Here is a 20,242-nt window from a genome sequence, read left to right as displayed (position 1 = left end):
GCAGCGGTTACCAGAACTTCCACCAGGGCTTGGCCGCGGGCGGGTTCGCATCGAAAGCCAGGCCGTCGGGAAAACTGACTCGACCCTCCAGCGAACTGGGGTTGAAGAGCCCCAGGCCGTGCTTTCCCGCCAGTGCGCTGGCCTGCGCGAAGGCCGCATCTGCCTGCGACCATGCGAACGCGGCGTAAATGACTTCCTTGCTGAGGCTGTAGTCGCTCAGGCGCGGTGAATCCGCAGCGGATGCATCAGCCCCGTTGGCGGCGGGGAATTCCACGATCATGTCGGTGAACCATGCGCGAAGCGCTTTCTCGCAGATTGCAGGATCGTCGTAGCGTCCTTCGTCGCGCCAGTCGGTTTGGAGCTCGTACCAGGCGAAGAATTCCGCCGGCGCCCTTGGGGCCGCTGCGGCGTTGAAGACCATCAGATCGAAACTCATGCGAACCCCTGTTGGCTGGAGCTTCAGTGACCGCAGATGCTCCCGGCGCAGGTCATCGTGTTGTAGTCGAGGATCCGCGAATGGCCGGGATCGCCGGTCGGGCGGGGCACGCCGCGCGGCACGATGAAGGTGGCGCTATGCGCGCCGTACAACCCGGCGGGAATCTGCATCGCCTTGATCACCACGTAGGCGTTGTGCATCAGGAAGTCGCGGCTGCCCGAAGAACGCGGAGCCGCTCCCGATAGCGGCGGCATATCGCGGCGATTGGCTGTGTCGTAGGCGGCTTTCCAGGCATCCAGGTCGCTGCTGCGCGCTTCGCGCAACAGGCCCTTCGCCACCGCGTCGCGCAGGCCGGCCTCGCCGGCCAGGGGCGCAGCGCGATCGCGGAAACTCTCGGGCGGTCGGCTGTTGTTGGTGACATAGCCCGAGGCGGTGCCTTCGCCGAGGCTGGCCGAGCCGTTGCGCACCAGATATGCGCGTGCGACGGGTTGTCCGAACAGCCGGCGCGAGATCGGATTCAGCTGGCCGAGATTCTCTTCGCTCAGATAGAAATAGCCGCAAGGGCCTTTGTTGTCGTAACTGCTGTTGATCACCGGCACCGACGGCGACAGACCGGCGACGGCCTGGCGGTGATAGCCGCTGGCGAACACGGCGAGGATCTTCGTGCGCGGCGACCAGCCGATGTTCCAGACGGTGGGTTCGTAGGCGCCGAGCATCAATACCACCGGCATCGCATCCTCGTTGACGGCGATGTCCATCTGCGTCGCCTCATGCCCGCTGTCGTCGATCTGGAAATCGAGTTTGCGTCCCGAGTAGGCGCCAGCGGCATAGACCTTGAACTGCGTCGGCAGATTCAGACCAGTGAAGGCGCAGGTATTGGTCTGGATTTCGCCGGTGGGGCGCGCCGGTGCGGGCCCGAAGGGAACGAGCTCCCCCTCGTTCTGCGGAAGCTTGGCCGCCGAGGCAGGACGCGCCTCGGGCGTCGCGACTTTGTGTGGCTGGTCGGGGCCTACCGGCACGACGACCGTGGCCTTCTGCTCGGGCTTCTTCTGTTCGCCGGTGCCGAAGGCCTGCACGAAGGCATCGCAGCCGGTCAGCGAAACGACCGTCAAGGCAACGCAAGTGAGCATCTTCGAATTCATGATTCCTGCTTCCGGGCGGTACATTTTTGTACTTGCTGCGCTACGAATCGCGCTGTGTCGATGATCGGTCTCGCCGGGCAGGAACAAGCCGGGCGAGTGGCCGGGCGTCGGCGGGAGGACTCCGGCCTGGCTACCCGCCGGTGCGCTCCGGAACGCAATCATGCGTCCAGAACAGGTCGTCGACGGACTGTTCGACCAGGGCGCCATCGATCTGGTCGTAGAACTTCAGGTTCGGATTCGCGCGCTGGATATGCCGCAGAAGCTGGCGCAGTCCCGCGAAGCCCATTCTGATGGCGCCGAACAGGCTGGCGTCGGTCCGTTCCTTGTTGGTCGTCATCGGGCCGGAGAGCACCACGCGATAAACGACTCGACCCGTCGCGGGGTCGGTCCTGAAGCCGCTGAGTTCCATGTGGATGGGCTGCGTGGCATCCGGCGTTTCGCCGACCTGGATGTCCTTGATGATGGAATCGATATTCATGCGTGGCCTGTCGATGAGGATTCAGCAATGGTGCCGCCGCTACGGCGACGGACGCCTATCGTACCGGGATATCGTCCTCCGGCTTCAACTTCGTCGCCGCCTTGCGCGCCAGTGTCGCCTCGCGGTGCGTGATGTAGGCGTTCGCGCCGAAGATGATCGCGGCACCCAGCAGGGTATAGCGATCGAGTTTCTCGCTGAACAGGAAATAGCCGGCGATGGCGACCAGCGGCAGCTGCATGAAGCTGATCGGTGTCAGGGCCGAAACCTCGCCGAGCTTCAGCGCACGCGTCCACAGCATGTGCCCGCAAGTGCCGAGGATGCCGGCGAGCACGATCCACACCCAGGTCCAGCCCTGTGGCCAGGCCCACACCGCCATCGCCGGGCCGAGCGACATCGGCACCCACAGCGCGGTCGTCCAGACGACGATGCGATCGGCCGGCTCGGTGTTCGACAGTTCCTTGATCTGGATCGACACCCAGGCATTGAGCACGGCCGCCATCACCGCGATCAGGCTGCCGGCGGTGAAGCTGTCGGTGCCCGGACGGACGACGATCAAGACGCCGATGAAGCCGAGCACGACCGCCGTCCAGCGTCGCGCACGGACCTTCTCGCCGAGGAAGAGGGCGGCGGCGATGGTCACGAACAACGGCGAGGAGTACGACAACGCGATCGCCTGCGCCAGCGGCAGGTGCCCGATCGCCCAGAAGCCGGCGAACATCGAACCGATGCCGATGATGCAACGGAAGAAATAACGCGGCAGGCGCGCCGTGCGCAGCAGGGCCCAACCGTGGCGGTAGATCAGCGGCGCCGCGGCGAGCAGTCCGAAGAAGTTGCGGAAGAAGGCGACTTCGAAGGTATGCAGCGATTGCGAGGCCAGGCGGATCATCACCGCCATGAAACCGAAGAACACCGTGCTGGCCAGCATCAGGCCCGCCGCGCGCAGATGGGCGCGGTGGGCGTTCATCCGGCGAAACTGGCTCCGATGATGCGCGGCTCCGGCTCCAGCGCGACGCCGAACTTGTCGGACACCGACGCCGCGACGCGACGCGCCAGCGCCAGCAGTTGCGGGCCGGTCGCGCTTCCATGATTGACCAGCACCAACGCATGTTGCGACGAGATGCCGGCATCGCCCTCGCGGAAGCCTTTCCATCCCGCCTGTTCGATCAACCAGGCCGCGGAGACCTTGCGCAGCGACTCGTCGCCGGTCGGATAGACGGGCAGGGTGGGATGCTCGTCGCGCAATGCGTCGGTCTGGGCCGCCGACACGATCGGATTCTTGAAGAAGCTGCCGGCATTGCCGACGAGCGCGGGGTTGGGCAGCTTGCGCGTGCGGATGCGGCTGATCGCCTCGGCCACGTGCACGGCGCGCGGTTGTTCGACGCCCATCGAGAAGAGTTCCTCGCGCACGCCGGCGTATTCGAGGCGCAGCTCGCGTTCGCGCGGCAATCGCAGTTCGACCGCCGTCACTACCCAGCGATCGGCTTCGCGCTTGAACAGGCTGTCGCGGTAGGCGAACTCGCAGTCGGCATTCGACAAGCGCTTGATCTGCCCGGTGTCGCGCTGGAAGGCCTCCACCATCTCGATGCTTTCGCGCACTTCCGCGCCATAGGCGCCGATGTTCTGGATCGGCGCGGCGCCGACCGTACCCGGAATCAGGGCCATGTTCTCCAGCCCGACCAGGCCGCGCGCCAGCGTCCAGCCGACGAGATCGTTCCAGTTCACGCCGGCGTCGCAACGCACCAGGGCGCCGGATGCGTTCTCGGAGAGGATGCGGATGTCGCTCATCGTCAGGCAGATGACGACGCCCGGATAATCGTCGGCGAACAGCAGGTTGCTGCCTTCGCCGAGCACCATGACCGGCCCGTTGCGCAGCATGGCGAAATCGAACAATTCGGCCAGCGCCTCGGGGCGCTTCACGTCGGCCATCATGTTGGCCCGCGCCGGCACGCGGAAGGTATTACGGCCCTGCAGCGAGACGTTCTCGGCGAGTTGGTAGCCGCTCACGCCACGCCCTCGCGCCGACGCTTGATCGCGGTGACGCATTCGCCGATCAGTTCCGGGCCGCGAAAGACCATGCCGGTGTAGAACTGCACCAGCGTCGCGCCTGCAGCCACCTTGCCGGCCGCGTCGGCGCCGCTGAGGATGCCGCCGACACCGACGATCGGGATCTTGGTATCGAGTTTGGTGCGAAGGCGGCGCAACACGGTGGTGGAGCGCCCGTAAAGCGGGTGGCCGGACAATCCGCCGGCCTCGCCGGCATGGCGATGGCCCTGCACGAGCGTCTTGTCGAGCGTGGTATTGCCCATGATCACGCCGTCGACGCGGGCGCGGTTGAGCACTTCGGCGACGCCGTCGAGTTCGGCGTCCGACAGGTCCGGCGCCAGCTTCACCAGCATCGGCGTGCGGTGGCCGCGCACGCTGCCCAGTTCTTCCTGCGCGTCGCGCAGCTCGCCGATGAAGCGGCGCAGCGTTTCCTCTTCCTGCAGGTCGCGCAGGCCGCTGGTATTCGGCGAGGAAATGTTGACCGTGATGTAGTCGGCCAGGTCGAACACCCGCTCCATGCAATGGATGTAGTCGCCGGCCGCCTTCTCGTTCGGCGTGTCCTTGTTCTTGCCGATGTTGATGCCGAGAATGCCGTTGCGCTTGGCTTTCTCGACATTGCGCACCAGCGCGTCGACGCCGAGGTTGTTGAAGCCGAGCCGATTGATCACCGCGCGATGTTGCGCGAGGCGGAACATGCGCGGTTTCGGGTTGCCTTCCTGTGGCCGCGGCGTCGTGGTGCCGATCTCGACGAAACCGAAACCCAGCGACATCAACGCATCGATGTGCTCGCCGTTCTTGTCCAACCCGGCGGCGCAGCCGACCGGGTTCGGGAATTCGATGCCGAAGGCCCGAGTCTTCAGCGGCGGTGGTTTCAGCGCGACCAAGGGATTGAGGCCGGTGCGGTAGGCCGCCTCCAGCGATTTCAATCCCAGGCCGTGCGCTTTTTCGGCATCGAGGCAGAACAGGAACGGCTTGGCGAGGGAATACACGCGTGCGTTCGCCTCAGTGCATGTTGCCGGACAAGCCCACCGCTGCCAGCAGCACGGCCAATCCGCCGAAGAACAGGATCATTGCCACAACGACCAGGATCGTGATCAGGATCGATGCCCAGCCAAGCACCAGGCCGGTGATGGCGAGGCCGTCGCCTTCGATCGCGCCATTGCTGCGACGGATCTCGGAACGCGCCATGTGGCCGGTGATGATGGCGATGATGCTGCCCAGCCAAGGCGCCAGCGTCCAGCCGAGGATGCCCGAGACGAGGCTGACGATCGCCATCGTGCTCGTCGGTTTGCCCGCAGGCGCGTTATACGGCGCCGGCGGCGGGGAATTCTGCTGCTCGTCCATGCTGCGACTCCTTGTCGGAAACCGATCGGATCAGAGATCGAACTTGATGCCCTGGGCCAGCGGCAACGCGTTCGAATAGTTGATGGTATTGGTCTGGCGGCGCATGTAGGCACGCCAGGCGTCGGAGCCGGATTCGCGACCGCCGCCGGTCTCCTTCTCGCCGCCGAACGCGCCGCCGATCTCGGCGCCGCTGGTGCCGATGTTGACGTTGGCGATGCCGCAATCGGAACCCGCGGCCGACAGGAAGGCTTCGGCCGTTTTCAGATTGGCTGTGAAGACCGAGGACGACAGGCCTTGAGGAACGGCGTTCTGCATCTCGATGGCTTCCTCCACCGTCTTGTACGACATGACGTACAGGATCGGCGCGAAGGTCTCGGTCTGCACGACTTCGTCGGTGTTCTTCAGGCCGGAGACGATGGCCGGCAACACGAAATTGCCCTTGCCGTCGATCGCACTGCCGCCGGTTTCGACCTTGCCGCCGGTGGCTTTTGCTTTCTCGATGGCGTCCAGATAGGCCTGCACGGCGTCGCGGCTGTTCAACGGGCCCATCAGGTTGGCCGGGTCGGTCGGGTCGCCGATCTTCTTTTCCACCTGCTTGTAGGCGGTGACAAGCTTGGCCAGCACGTCGGCGTAGATCGATTCGTGCACGATCAGGCGGCGCGTGGTGGTGCAGCGCTGGCCGGCGGTGCCGACGGCGCCGAAAACGATGCCGGGGATCGCCAGCTTCAGGTCGGCGGTTTCGTCGACGATGATGGCGTTGTTGCCGCCGAGTTCGAGCAAGGACCGACCCATGCGGCGGGCGACGCGCTCGCCGACGATGCGGCCGACCTTGGTCGAACCGGTGAAGCTGATCAGCGGGATACGGTGGTCGTCGACGAACTGCTGCGCGAGTTCGGTGCCGGCGTCGTTGAACAGGAAGAAGATGTCGGGAAAACCACCCGCCTTCAGCGCTTCGTTGCAGATCTTCATCGACGCGACGGCCGACAGCGGCGTCTTCGGCGAGGGCTTCCACAGCGTGATGTCGCCGCAGATGGCGGCGATGAAGCTGTTCCAGGCCCAGACCGCGACCGGGAAGTTGAAGGCGGAGATCACGCCGACCAGACCGAGCGGATGCCACTGTTCGTACATGCGGTGGCCCGGGCGCTCGCTGTGCATGGTCAGGCCGTAGAGCTGGCGCGACAGGCCGACGGCGAATTCGCCGATGTCGATCATCTCCTGGACTTCGCCGTCGCCTTCCGGCTTGGACTTGCCCATTTCCAGCGCGACCAGCGAGCCGAGCGCGTCCTTGTGCTTGCGGAGGGCGTCGGCGCAGAGGCGGATGGCTTCGCCCCGACGCGGCGCCGGCGTCGTGCGCCAGACCTTGAAGGCGGCTTGCGCGCGCTCGACGATGGTCTCGTAATCGGCCTGCGACGAGGCGTAGACGCGGCCCAGCACTTCGCCCGTCGTCGGGTTGATCGGTTCGATCACGCCGGCGTCGCGGGTCTGCGACCACTCGCCCTGGCCAAGATAGGTGCCGGACTCGGTGGCGGACAGGCCGAGGGCGGAAAGGACGGGGTGGGACATGCAAGGCTCCAAAGGCGTGAGGTGGCGTCCCCGATACGATTCGAACGTACGACCTTCCCCTTAGGAGGGGGACGCTCTATCCAGCTGAGCTACGGGGACAAGATTTGAGGCCGACTGGAGGGCCGCGCCAAGACTGTGAATTATCGCAAGAAACGCCCCCCTCTTGCCCACCCCGGAAGGCACGGAAGGCCTGGTGGGCCGGACCCGCGTATCATGTCGCCCTTTCCTGACCGGATTCCGCCATGCAGATCAGCCTTTACGGCGCCGCCAGCAGCATGCTGACCCGCGGCCTGAAGAACCTCGACGCCATCCTGGACAAGGCCGTGGCCAGCGCCGAAGCGCGCAAGTTCGACCCGGCCGTGCTCCTGTCCGCGCGCCTGGCGCCCGACATGTTCCCGCTGCTGCGCCAGGTGCAGATCGCCTGCGATTTCGGCAAGGGCACGATGGCCCGCCTGGCGGGCGTCGAAAATCCGAAGTTCGAGGACACCGAAACGAGCTTCGCGGACCTGAAGGCGCGCATCGCCAAGACCCTGGCCTTCGTCGCGAGCATCAAGGAAGCCGATTTCGCCGGCGCCGAGGATCGCGACATCACCATCCAGATCCCGTCGCAGACCCTGCAGTTCAAGGGCCTGCCGTACTTCGCCCTCTACGCCATCCCGAACTTCCATTTCCACATGACGACGGCCTACGCGATCCTGCGCCACAACGGCGTGGACCTCGGCAAGCGCGACTACATCGGCCAGGCCTGAGCCTGACGGTCGGTTCGCCGCCCGACGAGTTTTTCCGTGTGATTCCGGTCCTTAACATCGCCGCCTACCGTTTCGTCCGTATCGCCGATGGCGATGCGGTCGCGGCGCGCGTGCGCGACTTGTGCGAGGAGCGGGCGCTCAAGGGCAGCGTGCTGGTGGCGCCCGAGGGCATCAACCTGTTCCTGGCCGGCGATGGACAGGGGATCGACTCTTTCCTGCAGGCCTTGGCCGAAGATCCGCGCTTCGCCGACCTGGCCGTGAAATACAGCGATAGCGATAGCGTTCCGTTCCGTCGCCTGCGGGTGAAGAACAAGCCGGAGATCATCACGTTCCGCGATGCGTCCCTGCAGCCGGAGTCCGGGCGTGCGCCGACGGTCGAACCGATGGTTCTGCGCGAGTGGTTGCGCCGCGGCCGCGACGAGGCCGGTCGCGACATCGTGCTGCTCGACACGCGCAACGCACAGGAAGCCGCGCACGGCAGTTTCGCCGGCGCCCTGAGCCTGCCGATCGACAAGTTCACCGACTTGCCGGAAGCACTGGAAACGCACCGCGATTCGTTGCGGGGCAAGACCATCGTCAGCTTCTGCACCGGCGGCATCCGTTGCGAGAAGGCCGCGTTGTGGATGCAGCAGGCCGGTTACGAGAACGTGCTGCAGCTCGAGGGCGGCATCCTCGGCTACTTCGAACAGGTCGGCGGCGAAGGCTACGAAGGCGATTGTTTCGTGTTCGACGAACGGATCGCGCTTGACCCGCAACTGCGTCCGAGCCGGCGCATCGACGAAGCGGCGGCCTGATGCCATGACGACCTGCCTGATCCGCAATGCGAACGTGTTCGCGCCCGAAGCCCTGGGGCGCCGCGACCTGGTGGTCGGCGGCGGCAAACTGCTGTGGATTGGCGAGGATGCATCGAAAGCGGGTATCGGTCTTCCCGAGACCGATGTGATCGAGCTGCAAGGTCGGCGCCTGCTGCCGGGCTTCATCGACGGCCATGCGCATCTGACCGGTGGCGGCGGCGAGGCCGGCGCGCACACGCGCGTGCCGCCGGTGCCGCTGTCGCGCTTCACGCTCGCGGGCGTGACCAGCGTGGTCGGCGTGCTGGGCACGGACGATACGACGCGTAGTCCGCGCGATCTGGTCGCGACCGTCAACGGTCTGCGCAACGAAGGGCTGAATGCCTGGGCGCATACCGGCGGCTATCACCTTCCCGTCGCGACGCTGACCGGCAGCGTGCGCGACGACATCGCTTTCATCGACGCCTTCATCGGCGTCGGCGAACTGGCGATCTGCGATCACCGATCCAGCCAGCCGACGCTGGACGAATTGCTGCGCGTGGCCTCCGATGCGCATGTCGGCGGCTTGCTGACGGGCAAGGCCGGCATCCTGCACCTGCATCTGGGCGATGGTCCGCGCGGCCTGTCGCTGGTGCGCGAGGCGCTGGCGATCAGCGAACTGCCGGCGCGCGTCTTCAATCCGACCCATATCAACCGGCGCAAGGGCCTGTTCGAGGAAGCGCTGGCCCTCGCGCATCAGGGATGCTGGGTCGATATCACCGCTTTCCCGGTGGATGAAGGCGAGGATGCCTGGACGGCCGACGAGGCGCTGCTGCGCTATCTCGACAGTGGGGCGCCGGCCGGGCGCGTGACGATCAGCTCGGACGGCGGCGGTTGCCTGCCGCATTTCGACGCCGAAGGCCGCGTCGCGCGCATGGATGTCGGTTCGCCTTCGTCGCTGGCCGAAACCCTGCGCGCCTTGCTGCTGCGCGGCCAACCGATGGAACGGGTATTGCCGGCATTTACGTCCAATGCGGCGGATTTGCTGAGATTGCGGGACAAGGGCAGGGTGGCCGTGGGCGCCGCTGCCGACTACACGATTCTGGACGAGGAACACCGAGTGAGCGATGTGATGTTGGGCGGGCGCTGGCATGTGCGCGCGGGCGAAGCGAAGATCCGTGGCATGTTCGAGGAGTCGCGCTGATGCCCAGCCAGGTCCCACAGGGCAGCCAACGCGGCTGGATCATTCCGATCGGCGGCGCCGAGGAAAAAGAGAACGATCGCAGCATCCTCGCCCGTTTCGTCGAGCTTTGCGGCGGCGAGGATGCCGATATCGTCGTCATCCCGACCGCGAGCAAGCTGGCCGATACCGGTCTGCGCTACGAGGAGATCTTCCGCGATCTCGGCGCCGCGCGCGTCGAGGCCATCGATTTCGATACGCGCCGCGACGCCGAAGAACGTAGCCGCATCGCGCGCATCGAACGCGCCAGCGGCGTGTTCTTCACCGGCGGCAATCAGCTGCGCCTCGGCACCTTGCTCGGCGGCACCTCGATCGCGCGGGCGATCCGTCAGAGCAATGCGCATGGCACGCATGTCGCCGGCACCAGCGCGGGCGCGTCCTTCCTCAGCGAACACATGATCGCGTTCGGGGAGGAGGGTTCCACGCCGGTCGCCGGCAGCGTGCGCCTCGCGCCGGGCCTTGGCTTGACCAACCGTTTCATCATCGACCAGCATTTCCGCCAGCGCGATCGTCTCGGACGACTCGCCACGGCGCTGGCCTACAACCCGTTCGCGGTCGGCATCGGCCTGGACGAGGATACGGCGGCCTTCATCGGCCCGGACAATATCGTCGAGGTCGAGGGCAGCGGCGGCGTCACCGTCGTCGATGCGGCCGAGATGGAGTTCTCGTCCATGGACCAGGTGGATGAGGGCGAACCGGTCTGCCTGCTTGGCCTGCGCCTGCACGTGCTGGTGAAGGGCTCGACCTTCAACCTGCAAACGCGCAAGGCCTCGGCCGGCAAGCTGGCGGTAGTTAAGGCATAGGCGCGCGCTTGCTGGCGACGCACGAGGGAAGATGCGGATGAATGCAGTTCGACGAGATGTCGAGACGCACGCGCAGTTCCACTCGCTATGTGTTCTGGGCGTCATCTCGGCCTGCTTGACGGTGGCGTTCTATCTGGCGTTCCGCGAGTATCGCGCGCACAGTCACGACGGGCCGGAGATATTTCTCCCGCTGATCGCGCCCGCACTGGCTTCGGCGACGGCGTTCGCCCTGGCCTGGCGTACGCATCGGTTCGGTCGCCAGTCCCCATGGATCCGACGGGTCCCGCTGACCTTGTTGATCGGCTTCTTCGTCTTCCCACTCGCATTGGCCTTCATGCGCTGATCTGTGGCGTGGCTGTGCTGCGGGTAGCCATCCGCATGCCGGCCGCCGCGTCCGGAAGTGTCGCCGACCGCTCGGTCGGAAGGTCGTCCATGGCCACCGACTCGCGGGCGCTCGGGCGTCCTGCCCTCCGCTTCTGCGACACATTTGCGGAAGCGGCGGGTCCGGTGAGCTGCCAGATTGCTCCAGCCTGCCGAGCTTGCGGTATTGTTGATCCCTTGCTGCCATGGGAAGGGAGCCGCATGCGCATTGTCGATCGTTCGGTATTCGTCGGGCCGTCCCTGTACGCCCATTTCCCCGTCATCCGCCTTGAGCTTGACCTCGGCGCGCTGGAAGCCTGGCCGACCGGCCGGCTCGGAACGGGCTTCGTCGATGCGCTGGTTTCGGCCCTGCCGGGCCTGGCCGAGCACGGCTGCTCCTATCGCGAACCCGGTGGTTTCATCCGCCGCATGAACGAAGGCGACGGCACCTGGCTCGGCCATGTGCTCGAACATGTCGCGATCGAACTCCAGAACATCGCCGGCGAAGACGTCACCTTCGGCAAGACGCGCAGCATCGACGGCAAGTCCGGCGTGTACTCGGTCGTGTACGAATACGCGCAGCGCGAGGAAGGCATCGAGGCCGGCGAACTGGCCCTGCGATTGCTCAGCTCGCTGCTTCCGGCCGAACTGCGCCCCGAAGGCAGCGTGCCTGAGGACTGGAACTGGCCGGAGGCACGCGATTCGTTCATCCGTTATGCGCAGCGCCGTGCGCTCGGTCCTTCCACGGCTTCGTTGGTGAAGGCTGCGGAAGAGCGCAACATTCCCTGGTTGCGCTTGAACGAGCAGTCGCTCGTGCAGCTCGGGCATGGTAAATACCAGCAGCGTATCCAGGCGACGGTCACCGGCAAGACGCCGCATATCGCGGTGGAACTGGCCAGCGACAAGGAAGAGACCAACAAGATTCTCGGCTCGCTGGGCCTGCCGGTGCCGCGCCAGGAATTGGTGCAGAGCGAATCCGGCGCCGTGCGCGCCGCGCGCCGCATCGGCTATCCGGTCGTCACCAAGCCCTATAACGGCAATCATGGCCGCGGCATTTCGATCCGACTGACGAACGAAGCCGAAGTGATTGCGGGCTTCAACAAGGCGAAAGAAATCTCGCGCTCGGTCATCGTCGAGACTTACCTGGAAGGCGACGATCATCGGCTGCTCGTCGTCAATGGCGAACTCGTCGCCGCCACGCGACGCACGCCTGGCCATGTGGTCGGCGACGGCAAGCACAGCATCCGCCAGCTGGTCGACATCGTGAACCAAGACCCGCGCCGCGGCGTCGGTCACGAGAAGGTGCTGACGCGGCTCGAACTCGACGCGCAAGCCGAGATGATGATGGCGCGCGCCGAGGTGAATGCCGATTCCGTGCCGCAAAAGGACCGGGTGATCTATCTGCGCTCGACCGCCAACCTGTCCACCGGCGGTACCGCGACCGACGTCACCGACGTCATACATCCGGACAACCGCGACATGGCCGTGCGCGCGATCAAGGCGATCGGCCTCGATGTCGGCGGCGTGGACTTCCTGAGTACGAACATCGCGGAGAGCTACAAAAGCATCGGTGGCGGCATCTGTGAAGTGAACGCCGCACCGGGCTTCCGCATGCACGTGGCGCCGAGCGAAGGCAAATCGCGCGATGTCGCCGGCCCGGTGATCGACATGCTGTTCCCGGCCGGCACGCCCGCACGCGTACCGATCGCGGCGTTGACCGGCACCAATGGCAAGACGACGACCGCCCGCATGCTGGCGCACATCGTCAAGATGGCCGGCTACACGCCGGGCCTGACGACGACGGATGGCGTGTACATCGACGGCCAGCGCACGGTCGAAGGCGACATGACCGGGCCGGTCTCGGCCCGCATGGTGCTGGCCGATCCGCAGATCGATTTCGCCGTGCTCGAAACCGCGCGCGGCGGCCTGCTGCGCGCCGGCATGGGCGTGCCCAAGGTCGATGTGGGCGCCGTCTTGAACGTGCAGTCCGACCACCTGGGCATGAAGGGCATCGATACGCTCGAACAGCTCGCCGAGGTCAAGCGCATCGTCGTCGAAGTGGCGGAACAGTGCGCGGTGCTGAACGCCGACGATCCGAACGTGCTGAAGATGTCGGGTTACACCGACGCCAAGGTCATCTGCTACGTCACGCTCAATCCGCAGCATGGCCTGGTTCGCGAGCACATCCGTGCCGGCGGTCGCGCCTGTGCGCTCGAGGCGGGCGTGAACGGCCAGATGATCACCCTGTACGACAAGGGCAGCCATATCCCCTTGCTGTGGACGCACCTGATCCCGGCCACGCTGGAAGGCCGCGCCTTGCACAACGTGCAGAACGCGATGTTCGCCGCGGCGATGGCCTTCTCGGTCGGCATCAAGCTCGATGCGATCCGCCAGGGACTGCGCACCTTCGACAGCACCTTCTTCCAGGCCCCGGGCCGCATGAACGTGTTCAACGAACACCCGTTCAAGGTGCTGTTCGATTACGGCCACAACGCGCATGCGGTGTCGGTGATGGCCGACCTCGCACAGCGCCTGGATGTCACCGGTCGGCGTATCGTCGTCGTTGCCGGACCGGGCGATCGTCGCAACGAGGACCTGCGCGACATCGCGATGGCGGTGGCCGGGCGATTCGATCATTACGTCTGTCGCCGCGACGACGACCTGCGTGGGCGCGACGGCGAGGAAGTGCCGAAGATGATCGCGGCCGTGCTGCGCGAACAAGGCGTCCGCGACGATCAGATCTCGATCATTCCGGACGAGCAGGAAGCCATCGATGCCGCCCTGCGCATGGGCCAGTCGGGCGACCTGCTGTTGGTGTTCGCCGACGCGCTGGTGCGTTCCTGGAAGCAGGTCATCAAGTTCCGGCCGGAAGGCGCGGCGCCGAGGCCTGTGCCGAGCGAAGCCCCGCCCGTCGCGACGCCTGCACCGGTCTCGTCGAGCGAGGAAACCATCGCTGTCTCCAGCTGGGAAGGCATGGTGCGCGATGAGCGCGGCGTTCGCCTCGCGCGCGAGGACGCCGACTGAATACCGCGGCTGAATATCTCTTCGAGGATTCGCGCAGGCTGACCGGACCGAACCTCTTCGCCACGGAGTCGGGCGCGGTGCTCGATGTCGCGCGGCTGACGCCCGAGCTCGCCGACGCTTGGCGCGCGAATGTGAGTGCGCTGCGGGCGCAACTCGATTGGACGGAGAGCGTACTCGTCGTGCGCGAGCATCGCAGCGGCGCTTCCCTGTTCGCCGCCGCCGCGCAGGACCAGTTGCTCACCGCCACCGAAGTCAACGAACTCGCCTGGCTTCGCCTCGTTGCCGAACCGGGCGACTGGCGCGTGCCGCTGTCGCCCGGGCATCCGAATCCGTTCGATGCGGAATCCGCCTTGCGCACCCTGCTTCTTCTTGCGAAGGAAGAATCGAAGCCCGCCGCGATGCGCTTGCAATCCGACGCGAAGGATCATCAGGTCGCGGTGGTCTGGGACGACGAAGACATCAGCCTCGGCATGGGCGAGGGCAGTGCGATCTGGCGTCTGGATTCGCTGCCGGACGAGGTTCCGTGGCCGTCACTGTGCGATGTGCCGTCCGCGCTGGTAACCGGTTCGAACGGCAAGACGACCACCGTGCGCCTGGTATCGGCGATGCTGATCGCGAGTGGCCGCGCGGCGGGATTCAATTGCACCGATGGCATCTTCGTCGGCGGCGAACGGGTGGAACGCGGCGACTATTCCGGCCCTGCCGGCGCGCGCCGCGTATTGCGCGATGCCCGCGTGCGGGCCGCCGTGCTGGAGACTGCGCGCGGCGGTATCCTGCGTCGCGGACTGGCGGTGCGGCGCGTGGATGCGGCCATCGTGACGAACATCAGCCCGGATCATTTCGGCGAATACGGCATCCACGACCTGTCGGACCTGGCCGAAGCCAAGCTCGTCGTTGCGCGTGCGCTGGATTCGGACGGCACCCTCGTCCTGAACGCCGATGACGTGCTGTTGCTGTCGAAGGCGAAGAAGATCGACGCGCGCATCGCCTGGTTCGCGCTGGACGATGCGAATCCGAAGCTGCTGGCGCATCGTGCGGCGGGCGGCGAAACCTGCGGCATCGAGAACGGTCGGCTGCGATTGCATGTCGATGGCCGGACGCACGATATGGGCGAGGTGCGGGCGATGCCCTTGTCGCTCGAAGGCGCGGCGACCTACAACCTGCACAATCTCGCGGGCGCGGCCTTGCTGGCTTCGCGCCTTGGCGTCGCGCCCGATGTCATTGCGGCGGTCTGCAACCGCTTCGGCAGCGGACGCGGCGACAACCCCGGGCGCATGGAACGCTGGGATATTGGCGGCGTGCGCGTGCTGGTCGACTACGCGCACAACCCCGAAGGGCTGGACGGATTGCTGAGGGTCGCGGATTCCTTGCGCCAGTCGTCTGGCGGACGCCTGGGCTTGCTGCTGGGTCAGGCCGGCAATCGCGACGATGACGCCATTCGCGAACTCGCGCGCATCGCAGCCTCATGGAAGCCGGCGCGTGTCGTGCTGAAGGACATCGAAGGCTACATGCGCGGTCGCCAGCCCGGCGAAGTGCCTCTGATCCTGCGCGACGAATTGCTCGCGTCCGGATTGCCGGAGGGAACATTGCAACTCGTCTTGCCCGAGATCGAAGCCGCCCAGGCCTTGATTGCGTGGGCGAATCCCGGTGACGTACTCGCACTGCCCGTGCATTCCTTCGCCGCGCGCGATGCGCTGGCGACATGGTTGGATTCCCGGACAAACCCGTAGGGTGGGCCTTGACCCACCATGGCCGGGCTTGCGACAAATCGGCAGGCTCGGGCTCGCCTCCGTACTCGCTCGTTGTTGCCGGTGGGCCGAGGCCCACCATACGACTAATACGTCAGTTCGCGCGTCTTGCCCCAGAACACGCGATACGAATACGCCGTGTACGCCAGGATCGCCGGCAGCGTGATCGCCACGCCGATCAGCATGACCTTCAGCGAGGCGGTCGCCGTCGCCGCCTGCACATAGGTAATGCGATCCACCACGAGATAGGGGAACAGGCTGTAGGCGAGGCCGAGGAAGGCCAGTACGAACAGGCCGACGGCGCAGGCGAACGGGACCCAGATTCTTGCCGGCTGTCCGGCGATCAAGCGTTTCAGGCTGCGGTCGCAAACGAAGAACAGCACGGCGGTCAGCACAGGGATCGGCGAAAGCAGCAGCATGTTTGGCATCGAGAACCACTTGTCGAAGATGCGCGAACTCACCAGCGGCGTCGCCAACGAAACGGCGACGATGCCCAGGCCCGTCAGCCACAGGCTGCCACGCGCCCAGACCTGCGCGCGCCCGTACAGCGCGTTCTCCGATTTCAGGATGAGCCAGGTCGCGCCGAGCAGGGCGTAGCCGGCGAGCAGGCTCAGGCCGATGAAGATCGCGAAGGAGATCGACGCGGCGGAGTAGTCGAAGCCGAGGATATAGATACCCAACATGAAGCCCTGGGAGAAGGCGGCTAGAACCGAACCGGCGTAGAAGGCGAAGTTCCAGCGCGGCTTGTGCGCGGCATGCGCCTTCACTCGGAAATCGAAGGCGACGCCACGCAGGATCAGCCCGATCAGCATGAAGGCGACGGGCAGGTAGAGGCCGCCGAGGATGACGCCGTGCGCGACCGGAAAGGCGACCAGCAGGATGCCGACGCCGAGCACGAGCCAGGTTTCGTTCGCGTCCCAGAAGGGGCCGATCGACGCGATCATCTCGTCCTTGTGGGCGTCGCTGGCGCGGCGAAGCAAGATGCCGACACCGAGGTCGTAGCCGTCGAGCACGACGTAGATCAGCATCGCCAGCGCCATCAGGAAGACGAAGATCAACGGATAGATCTCGTTCATGCCGGCAGCTCCTGGCCGAGTTTCTTTTCCGCCGAGGGCGGGACGGCGCGCTTGCGCGCGAGATGGAAGACCACGCTGACGTAGGACAGGATCAGCAGGGCGTAGATGGCGAGGTACATGCCCAGCGAAATGCCGAGGATCGGTGCCGGCGTCGCGGAGGCCGCGTCTTTCGTCAAGAGTATTCCGGACACGAGCCAGGGCTGGCGACCGACTTCCGTGACGTACCAGCCTGCCAGCGTCGCCAGCCAGCCGGAGAAGGTCATCGCCAGCAGGCTGCGGGCGATCCAGATATTCGGCATGCGCTGGCGGCGCAGCGACCACGCCGCAGCCCAGGATGTCAGCAGCATCAGCACGCCGGTGCCGACCATCACGCGGAAACCCCAGAACACCGGCGCGACCGGTGGATGTTCACCCGGGAATTCGTTCAGGCCGCGGATTTCGCCTTCCATTTCATGCGTCAGGACCAGGCTGGCCATTTTCGGAATGCCGATCGCGTAATCATTGCGGCGTTCCTTCTCGTTCGGTATCGCGAAGATCAGCGCCGGCGCGCCGCGCTCGGTTTCCCAGACGCCTTCCATCGCCGCGACTTTCGCCGGCTGGTGTTCGAACGTGTTCAGGCCGTGCTGGTCGCCGACGAAGATCTGGATCGGAATCAGCGCCGCCGCGACCATGACGCCGGTACGCAATGCCGCCATCACCGACGGCGCGCGATCGTTGCGCAACCACTGGTAAGCCGAAACGCCGGCGATCAGGAAGGCGGCGGTCAGGCCGGAGGCCAGCAGCATGTGCACCAGGCGGTACGGGAACGATGGATTGAAGATCACGTCGAACCAGCTGACCACATGCGCCTGGCCGGCGATCATCAGGTGGCCGGTCGGCGTCTGCATCCACGAGTTCAGGGCCAGGATCCAGAAGGCAGAAGCCGTCGTACCGGCGGCGACGAGGAACGTCGCCAAGGTGTGCATATTGTCGCTGACGCGCGAGCGACCGAACAGCATCACGCCCAGGAAGGTCGCTTCGAGGAAAAACGCCGTCAGGACTTCGTAAGCCAGCAAGGGGCCGGCCACATTGCCGACGGTGGTCATGTAGCCCGGCCAGTTCGTGCCGAACTGGAAACTCATCGTGATGCCGCTGACGACGCCGAGCGCGAAACTCAGCGCGAAGATCTTCACCCAGAAGCCATAAGCCTCCATCCATTTGGCGTCGCCGGTGGCGCGGTGGCGCAGCTTGAAGAACAGCAGGAACCAGCCCATCGCGATCGTGATGGTCGGGAACAGGATGTGGAAGCTGATGTTGGCCGCGAACTGGATGCGGGCGAGGGTGATCGGGTCCATGGGGTTTCCTGCTTTCCTAAGGATCGTAGGAGCGATGGCAATCGCTCCTACGGATCAGGTATCAACTCTTTCCACCAGGCATGACGAGCAACTTGTCCTTCATCTCGAGCAGGCGCTGCACCTTGCCGCCGAGCGCCATCAGGTTCTGCAGGGTTTGCGGCGACAGCTTGCGCACCTCGGCGAACCATTCGGTCATCTGTTCCATCAACTCGTACATCTCGCGCATGCGCTCCTGCGCATGGCGTTCCTCGGCCGAGTCCGGTGTTTCGAGCAGGGCGCCGCGCAGGGCCGACAGGGTGGGTTCGACTTCGCGTCGTTGCCGCTCTTCGGCCAGGGTCTTGAAGATGGTCCAGACATCGCCGGCGGCGCTGAAATAGTCGCGCCGATCGCCTGGCAGGTGCTCCAGCCGAACCAGGCGCCAGGCCATCAGCTCCTTCAAGCCCATGCTGACGTTGGAGCGCGAGACGCCGAGCTTCTCGACGATGTCGTCGGCATGCAGGGGGCGGTCGGAGACGAAGATCAGGGCATAGATCTGGCCGACGGTGCGGTTCACGCCCCAGCGGCTGCCCATCTCGCCGAAATGGAGGACGAAGCCCTGGGTGAGGGGAGGCAGGTTCATTTCCGTAATTTCAGCAACTATTGAAACTTAAGAAAATGCTACGCCTGTCGGCCTCAGGGTGCAAGAGTGGGCAATGCCAGCCCGGCTGTCCTCGCCCCGGCAGGGCCGGCATTGGAGAATCGGAGCGCCCCCGCCCCCTGGAGTTCCGATGGCCGCCCCTTTCAACCCGGTGATCTTCGTGCCCGGCATCCTCGGCACCGAGCTGCGCGATACCTATCCGGTCGATCCGCGCACCGTCTTTTCCTCGCGCACGATGATGCCGTTGATGGACAAGCTCACCGAGGACTACGAGCGCATCGCCCTGCATCCGGACGATCGCCGTTACGAACGGGTCGAACCCGCACGCGTGCAGGAAGACCGCGTCATTTCGATGATCTACGAGGAATTCATCCTCGAATTGCGCCACTCGCTGTCGAAAGATCCGCACCTGCCGGTGCCGGTGTATCCGTTCCCCTACGACTGGCGCCAGCCGCTGGAGACCAGCGAGGACCGGCTCGAAGCTTTCATCGACGAAGTGCAGAACCGCACGGCGCTGATGCGGCATTACGCCGGCAGCGCCTGGAAGAAGACGCGCAAGGTCAACCTTGCCGGGCATTCGATGGGCGGCCTGATGATCGCCGGCCTGCTGGCGCGCAAGCCCGATATCGCCAAGCGCATCGGCAAGGTCGCGACGATCGGCACGCCCTACCAAGGCTCGGTCGAGGCCATCGCCAAGATCTGCATGGGGACGTCGACGCTCGGTGCCGACGGCTCCTCCTCGCGTGAGCGCGAGGCCGCGCGCCTGACGCCATCCCTTTACTACCTGTTGCCTTCGTTCAAGGGCGCGGTGGAGAAAGATGCCGTCGATCTGTTTGATGCCGGCAGCTGGCAGCTCGGCGTGCTCGAAACCCTGAAGCGCTATCTCAATACCTATTCGGTGAAATTCGAAGGCAACGCGACCATCGTGCATTCGCGCGCGCTCTTGACCGAGATGCTGGAGCCGGCGGAAGCGCATCGCCAGCGCATCGCAGCGGTCGGCGGCGTGCCGGGCGAGCTCGGCGCGGAGAACTGGCTCGCCATCGCCGGCATCGGTGCCGAAACGCGCACCAGCGTCGGCGCCGGCAAGACGCCGGAGGGCAATCCCTTCTTCGATTTCCCGGAGCCGAAGAAGGACGGCGGCGACAATACCGTGCCGCTGGCCGGCGCGAAGCCGACCTTCCTCGACAGCAAGCAGCTCGTCGCGGTATCGCGCAGCGATTTCACCTTCGGCGAGATCGGCAATCGTCTGTTGAGTTCCGGCATCGGCCTGCACGCCTCGCTGCCGGCGATGAACCTCGTGCAGCGATTGGTGGTGTCGATGTTCCAGGGCGATCTTGAGGGCAATCCCGGTGGACGTCCGATGCCGGGCGTCACGCGCGAGCAATGGTCGCCGCCGCACAAGCTCAAGATCAACACGTAGGACGGGCTTTGGCCCACCTCGTCACGCGCATCGGGGCGGTGGGCTTGAGCCCACCCTACGGCACATGCGCGTTAT

At 65.5% G+C, this 20,242-nt stretch carries 19 protein-coding genes and 1 tRNA gene; 8 read left to right on the top strand and 12 right to left on the bottom strand.

Features of this window, described 5'->3' with window-relative positions; translation table 11 throughout:
- Positions 1-7: 7 nt before the first annotated feature.
- The 9 genes from QM707_RS06695 to QM707_RS06655 all read right to left on the bottom strand — a co-directional run bounded on the left by QM707_RS06695 (position 8) and on the right by QM707_RS06655 (position 7,105).
- Positions 8-436, bottom strand: a complete 429-nt coding sequence (locus QM707_RS06695; RefSeq protein WP_415001080.1) for a hypothetical protein — start codon at positions 434-436, stop codon at positions 8-10.
- 23 nt (positions 437-459) lie between these two features.
- Positions 460-1,578 carry a hypothetical protein gene (locus QM707_RS06690; RefSeq protein WP_415001079.1) on the bottom strand — a complete coding sequence of 373 codons (1,119 nt, stop codon included), beginning with the start codon at positions 1,576-1,578 and terminating at the stop codon, positions 460-462.
- A gap of 130 nt (positions 1,579-1,708) precedes the next feature.
- On the bottom strand, positions 1,709-2,056 hold the full coding sequence (locus QM707_RS06685) for a hypothetical protein (RefSeq protein ID WP_415001078.1): 348 nt from the start codon (positions 2,054-2,056) through the stop codon (positions 1,709-1,711).
- A 55-nt stretch (positions 2,057-2,111) separates the two neighbouring features.
- On the bottom strand, positions 2,112-3,020 hold the full coding sequence (locus QM707_RS06680) for a DMT family transporter (RefSeq protein ID WP_415001077.1): 909 nt from the start codon (positions 3,018-3,020) through the stop codon (positions 2,112-2,114).
- A complete protein-coding gene (gene murB, locus QM707_RS06675; protein ID WP_415001076.1) occupies positions 3,017-4,060 on the bottom strand; it encodes a UDP-N-acetylmuramate dehydrogenase in 1,044 nt (347 codons plus the stop codon). Before murB ends, QM707_RS06680 begins: the two co-directional genes overlap by 4 nt.
- Positions 4,057-5,088, bottom strand: coding sequence for a quinone-dependent dihydroorotate dehydrogenase (locus QM707_RS06670; RefSeq protein WP_415001075.1), 1,032 nt, complete (start codon positions 5,086-5,088; stop codon positions 4,057-4,059). The genes murB and QM707_RS06670 overlap by 4 nt, the downstream gene beginning before the upstream one ends.
- Positions 5,089-5,101: 13 nt before the next feature.
- On the bottom strand, positions 5,102-5,443 hold the full coding sequence (locus tag QM707_RS06665) for a DUF4190 domain-containing protein (protein WP_415001074.1): 342 nt from the start codon (positions 5,441-5,443) through the stop codon (positions 5,102-5,104).
- 30 nt (positions 5,444-5,473) lie between these two features.
- On the bottom strand, positions 5,474-7,006 hold the full coding sequence (locus tag QM707_RS06660; RefSeq protein ID WP_415001073.1) for an aldehyde dehydrogenase family protein: 1,533 nt from the start codon (positions 7,004-7,006) through the stop codon (positions 5,474-5,476).
- A 22-nt stretch (positions 7,007-7,028) separates the two neighbouring features.
- A tRNA-Arg gene (locus QM707_RS06655) sits at positions 7,029-7,105 on the bottom strand.
- Positions 7,106-7,248: 143 nt separating this feature from the next.
- Between QM707_RS06655 and QM707_RS06650 the strand changes: the two genes are divergently transcribed.
- The 7 genes from QM707_RS06650 to QM707_RS06620 all read left to right on the top strand — a co-directional run bounded on the left by QM707_RS06650 (position 7,249) and on the right by QM707_RS06620 (position 15,682).
- The gene (locus QM707_RS06650) at positions 7,249-7,755 is read left to right on the top strand and encodes a DUF1993 domain-containing protein (RefSeq protein WP_415001072.1); all 507 of its coding nucleotides are present in this window, start codon (positions 7,249-7,251) and stop codon (positions 7,753-7,755) included.
- 41 nt (positions 7,756-7,796) lie between these two features.
- On the top strand, positions 7,797-8,549 hold the full coding sequence (locus tag QM707_RS06645) for a sulfurtransferase (RefSeq protein ID WP_415001817.1): 753 nt from the start codon (positions 7,797-7,799) through the stop codon (positions 8,547-8,549).
- Between the two features lie 4 nt (positions 8,550-8,553).
- Positions 8,554-9,729, top strand: coding sequence for a beta-aspartyl-peptidase (iadA, locus tag QM707_RS06640; RefSeq protein ID WP_415001071.1), 1,176 nt, complete (start codon positions 8,554-8,556; stop codon positions 9,727-9,729).
- Positions 9,729-10,568 (top strand): cyanophycinase, encoded by an 840-nt coding sequence (locus tag QM707_RS06635; RefSeq protein ID WP_415001070.1) that lies wholly within the window; start codon positions 9,729-9,731, stop codon positions 10,566-10,568. The genes iadA and QM707_RS06635 overlap by 1 nt, the downstream gene beginning before the upstream one ends.
- Before the next feature lie 37 nt (positions 10,569-10,605).
- Positions 10,606-10,911 (top strand): hypothetical protein, encoded by a 306-nt coding sequence (locus QM707_RS06630; RefSeq protein ID WP_415001069.1) that lies wholly within the window; start codon positions 10,606-10,608, stop codon positions 10,909-10,911.
- A 239-nt stretch (positions 10,912-11,150) separates the two neighbouring features.
- Positions 11,151-13,952: a cyanophycin synthetase gene (gene cphA / locus QM707_RS06625; RefSeq protein WP_415001068.1), complete on the top strand. Its 2,802-nt coding sequence runs from the start codon at positions 11,151-11,153 to the stop codon at positions 13,950-13,952.
- A 77-nt stretch (positions 13,953-14,029) separates the two neighbouring features.
- A complete protein-coding gene (locus tag QM707_RS06620) occupies positions 14,030-15,682 on the top strand; it encodes a Mur ligase family protein (RefSeq protein WP_415001067.1) in 1,653 nt (550 codons plus the stop codon).
- A 104-nt stretch (positions 15,683-15,786) separates the two neighbouring features.
- Here QM707_RS06620 and QM707_RS06615 read toward each other — a convergent pair whose 3' ends face one another.
- From QM707_RS06615 to QM707_RS06605, 3 genes are all read right to left on the bottom strand, one after another.
- Positions 15,787-16,776 (bottom strand): cytochrome d ubiquinol oxidase subunit II, encoded by a 990-nt coding sequence (locus tag QM707_RS06615; RefSeq protein ID WP_415001066.1) that lies wholly within the window; start codon positions 16,774-16,776, stop codon positions 15,787-15,789.
- Complete coding sequence (locus QM707_RS06610; protein WP_415001065.1) at positions 16,773-18,110, bottom strand: cytochrome ubiquinol oxidase subunit I; 1,338 nt, start codon at positions 18,108-18,110, stop codon at positions 16,773-16,775. The genes QM707_RS06615 and QM707_RS06610 overlap by 4 nt, the downstream gene beginning before the upstream one ends.
- Positions 18,111-18,171: 61 nt before the next feature.
- On the bottom strand, positions 18,172-18,729 hold the full coding sequence (locus tag QM707_RS06605; protein WP_415001064.1) for a GbsR/MarR family transcriptional regulator: 558 nt from the start codon (positions 18,727-18,729) through the stop codon (positions 18,172-18,174).
- Between the two features lie 148 nt (positions 18,730-18,877).
- On the opposite strand from QM707_RS06605, the gene QM707_RS06600 reads away from it, so the two are divergent.
- A complete protein-coding gene (locus QM707_RS06600) occupies positions 18,878-20,167 on the top strand; it encodes an esterase/lipase family protein (protein WP_415001063.1) in 1,290 nt (429 codons plus the stop codon).
- Positions 20,168-20,242: the final 75 nt, after the last annotated feature.

It is taken from the genome of Arenimonas sp., from assembly GCF_047602345.1.
In the GTDB taxonomy this organism is placed as follows: domain Bacteria; phylum Pseudomonadota; class Gammaproteobacteria; order Xanthomonadales; family Xanthomonadaceae; genus Arenimonas.
Note: the sequence above shows the minus strand (reverse complement) of the source record. Positions and strands in the feature narration are given on the sequence as shown.

What these genes read in the sequence shown, in the direction of transcription:
- QM707_RS06695 (WP_415001080.1), bottom strand. Translation starts at nt 436, where the DNA reads ATGAGTTTCGATCTGATGGTCTTCAACGCCGCAGCGGCCCCAAGGGCG.
- QM707_RS06690 (WP_415001079.1), bottom strand. Translation starts at nt 1,578, where the DNA reads ATGAATTCGAAGATGCTCACTTGCGTTGCCTTGACGGTCGTTTCGCTG.
- QM707_RS06685 (WP_415001078.1), bottom strand. Translation starts at nt 2,056, where the DNA reads ATGAATATCGATTCCATCATCAAGGACATCCAGGTCGGCGAAACGCCG.
- QM707_RS06680 (WP_415001077.1), bottom strand. Translation starts at nt 3,020, where the DNA reads ATGAACGCCCACCGCGCCCATCTGCGCGCGGCGGGCCTGATGCTGGCC.
- QM707_RS06665 (WP_415001074.1), bottom strand. Translation starts at nt 5,443, where the DNA reads ATGGACGAGCAGCAGAATTCCCCGCCGCCGGCGCCGTATAACGCGCCT.
- QM707_RS06660 (WP_415001073.1), bottom strand. Translation starts at nt 7,006, where the DNA reads ATGTCCCACCCCGTCCTTTCCGCCCTCGGCCTGTCCGCCACCGAGTCC.
- QM707_RS06650 (WP_415001072.1), top strand. Translation starts at nt 7,249, where the DNA reads ATGCAGATCAGCCTTTACGGCGCCGCCAGCAGCATGCTGACCCGCGGC.
- iadA (WP_415001071.1), top strand. Translation starts at nt 8,554, where the DNA reads ATGACGACCTGCCTGATCCGCAATGCGAACGTGTTCGCGCCCGAAGCC.
- QM707_RS06635 (WP_415001070.1), top strand. Translation starts at nt 9,729, where the DNA reads ATGCCCAGCCAGGTCCCACAGGGCAGCCAACGCGGCTGGATCATTCCG.
- QM707_RS06630 (WP_415001069.1), top strand. Translation starts at nt 10,606, where the DNA reads ATGAATGCAGTTCGACGAGATGTCGAGACGCACGCGCAGTTCCACTCG.
- cphA (WP_415001068.1), top strand. Translation starts at nt 11,151, where the DNA reads ATGCGCATTGTCGATCGTTCGGTATTCGTCGGGCCGTCCCTGTACGCC.
- QM707_RS06615 (WP_415001066.1), bottom strand. Translation starts at nt 16,776, where the DNA reads ATGAACGAGATCTATCCGTTGATCTTCGTCTTCCTGATGGCGCTGGCG.
- QM707_RS06610 (WP_415001065.1), bottom strand. Translation starts at nt 18,110, where the DNA reads ATGGACCCGATCACCCTCGCCCGCATCCAGTTCGCGGCCAACATCAGC.
- QM707_RS06605 (WP_415001064.1), bottom strand. Translation starts at nt 18,729, where the DNA reads ATGAACCTGCCTCCCCTCACCCAGGGCTTCGTCCTCCATTTCGGCGAG.
- QM707_RS06600 (WP_415001063.1), top strand. Translation starts at nt 18,878, where the DNA reads ATGGCCGCCCCTTTCAACCCGGTGATCTTCGTGCCCGGCATCCTCGGC.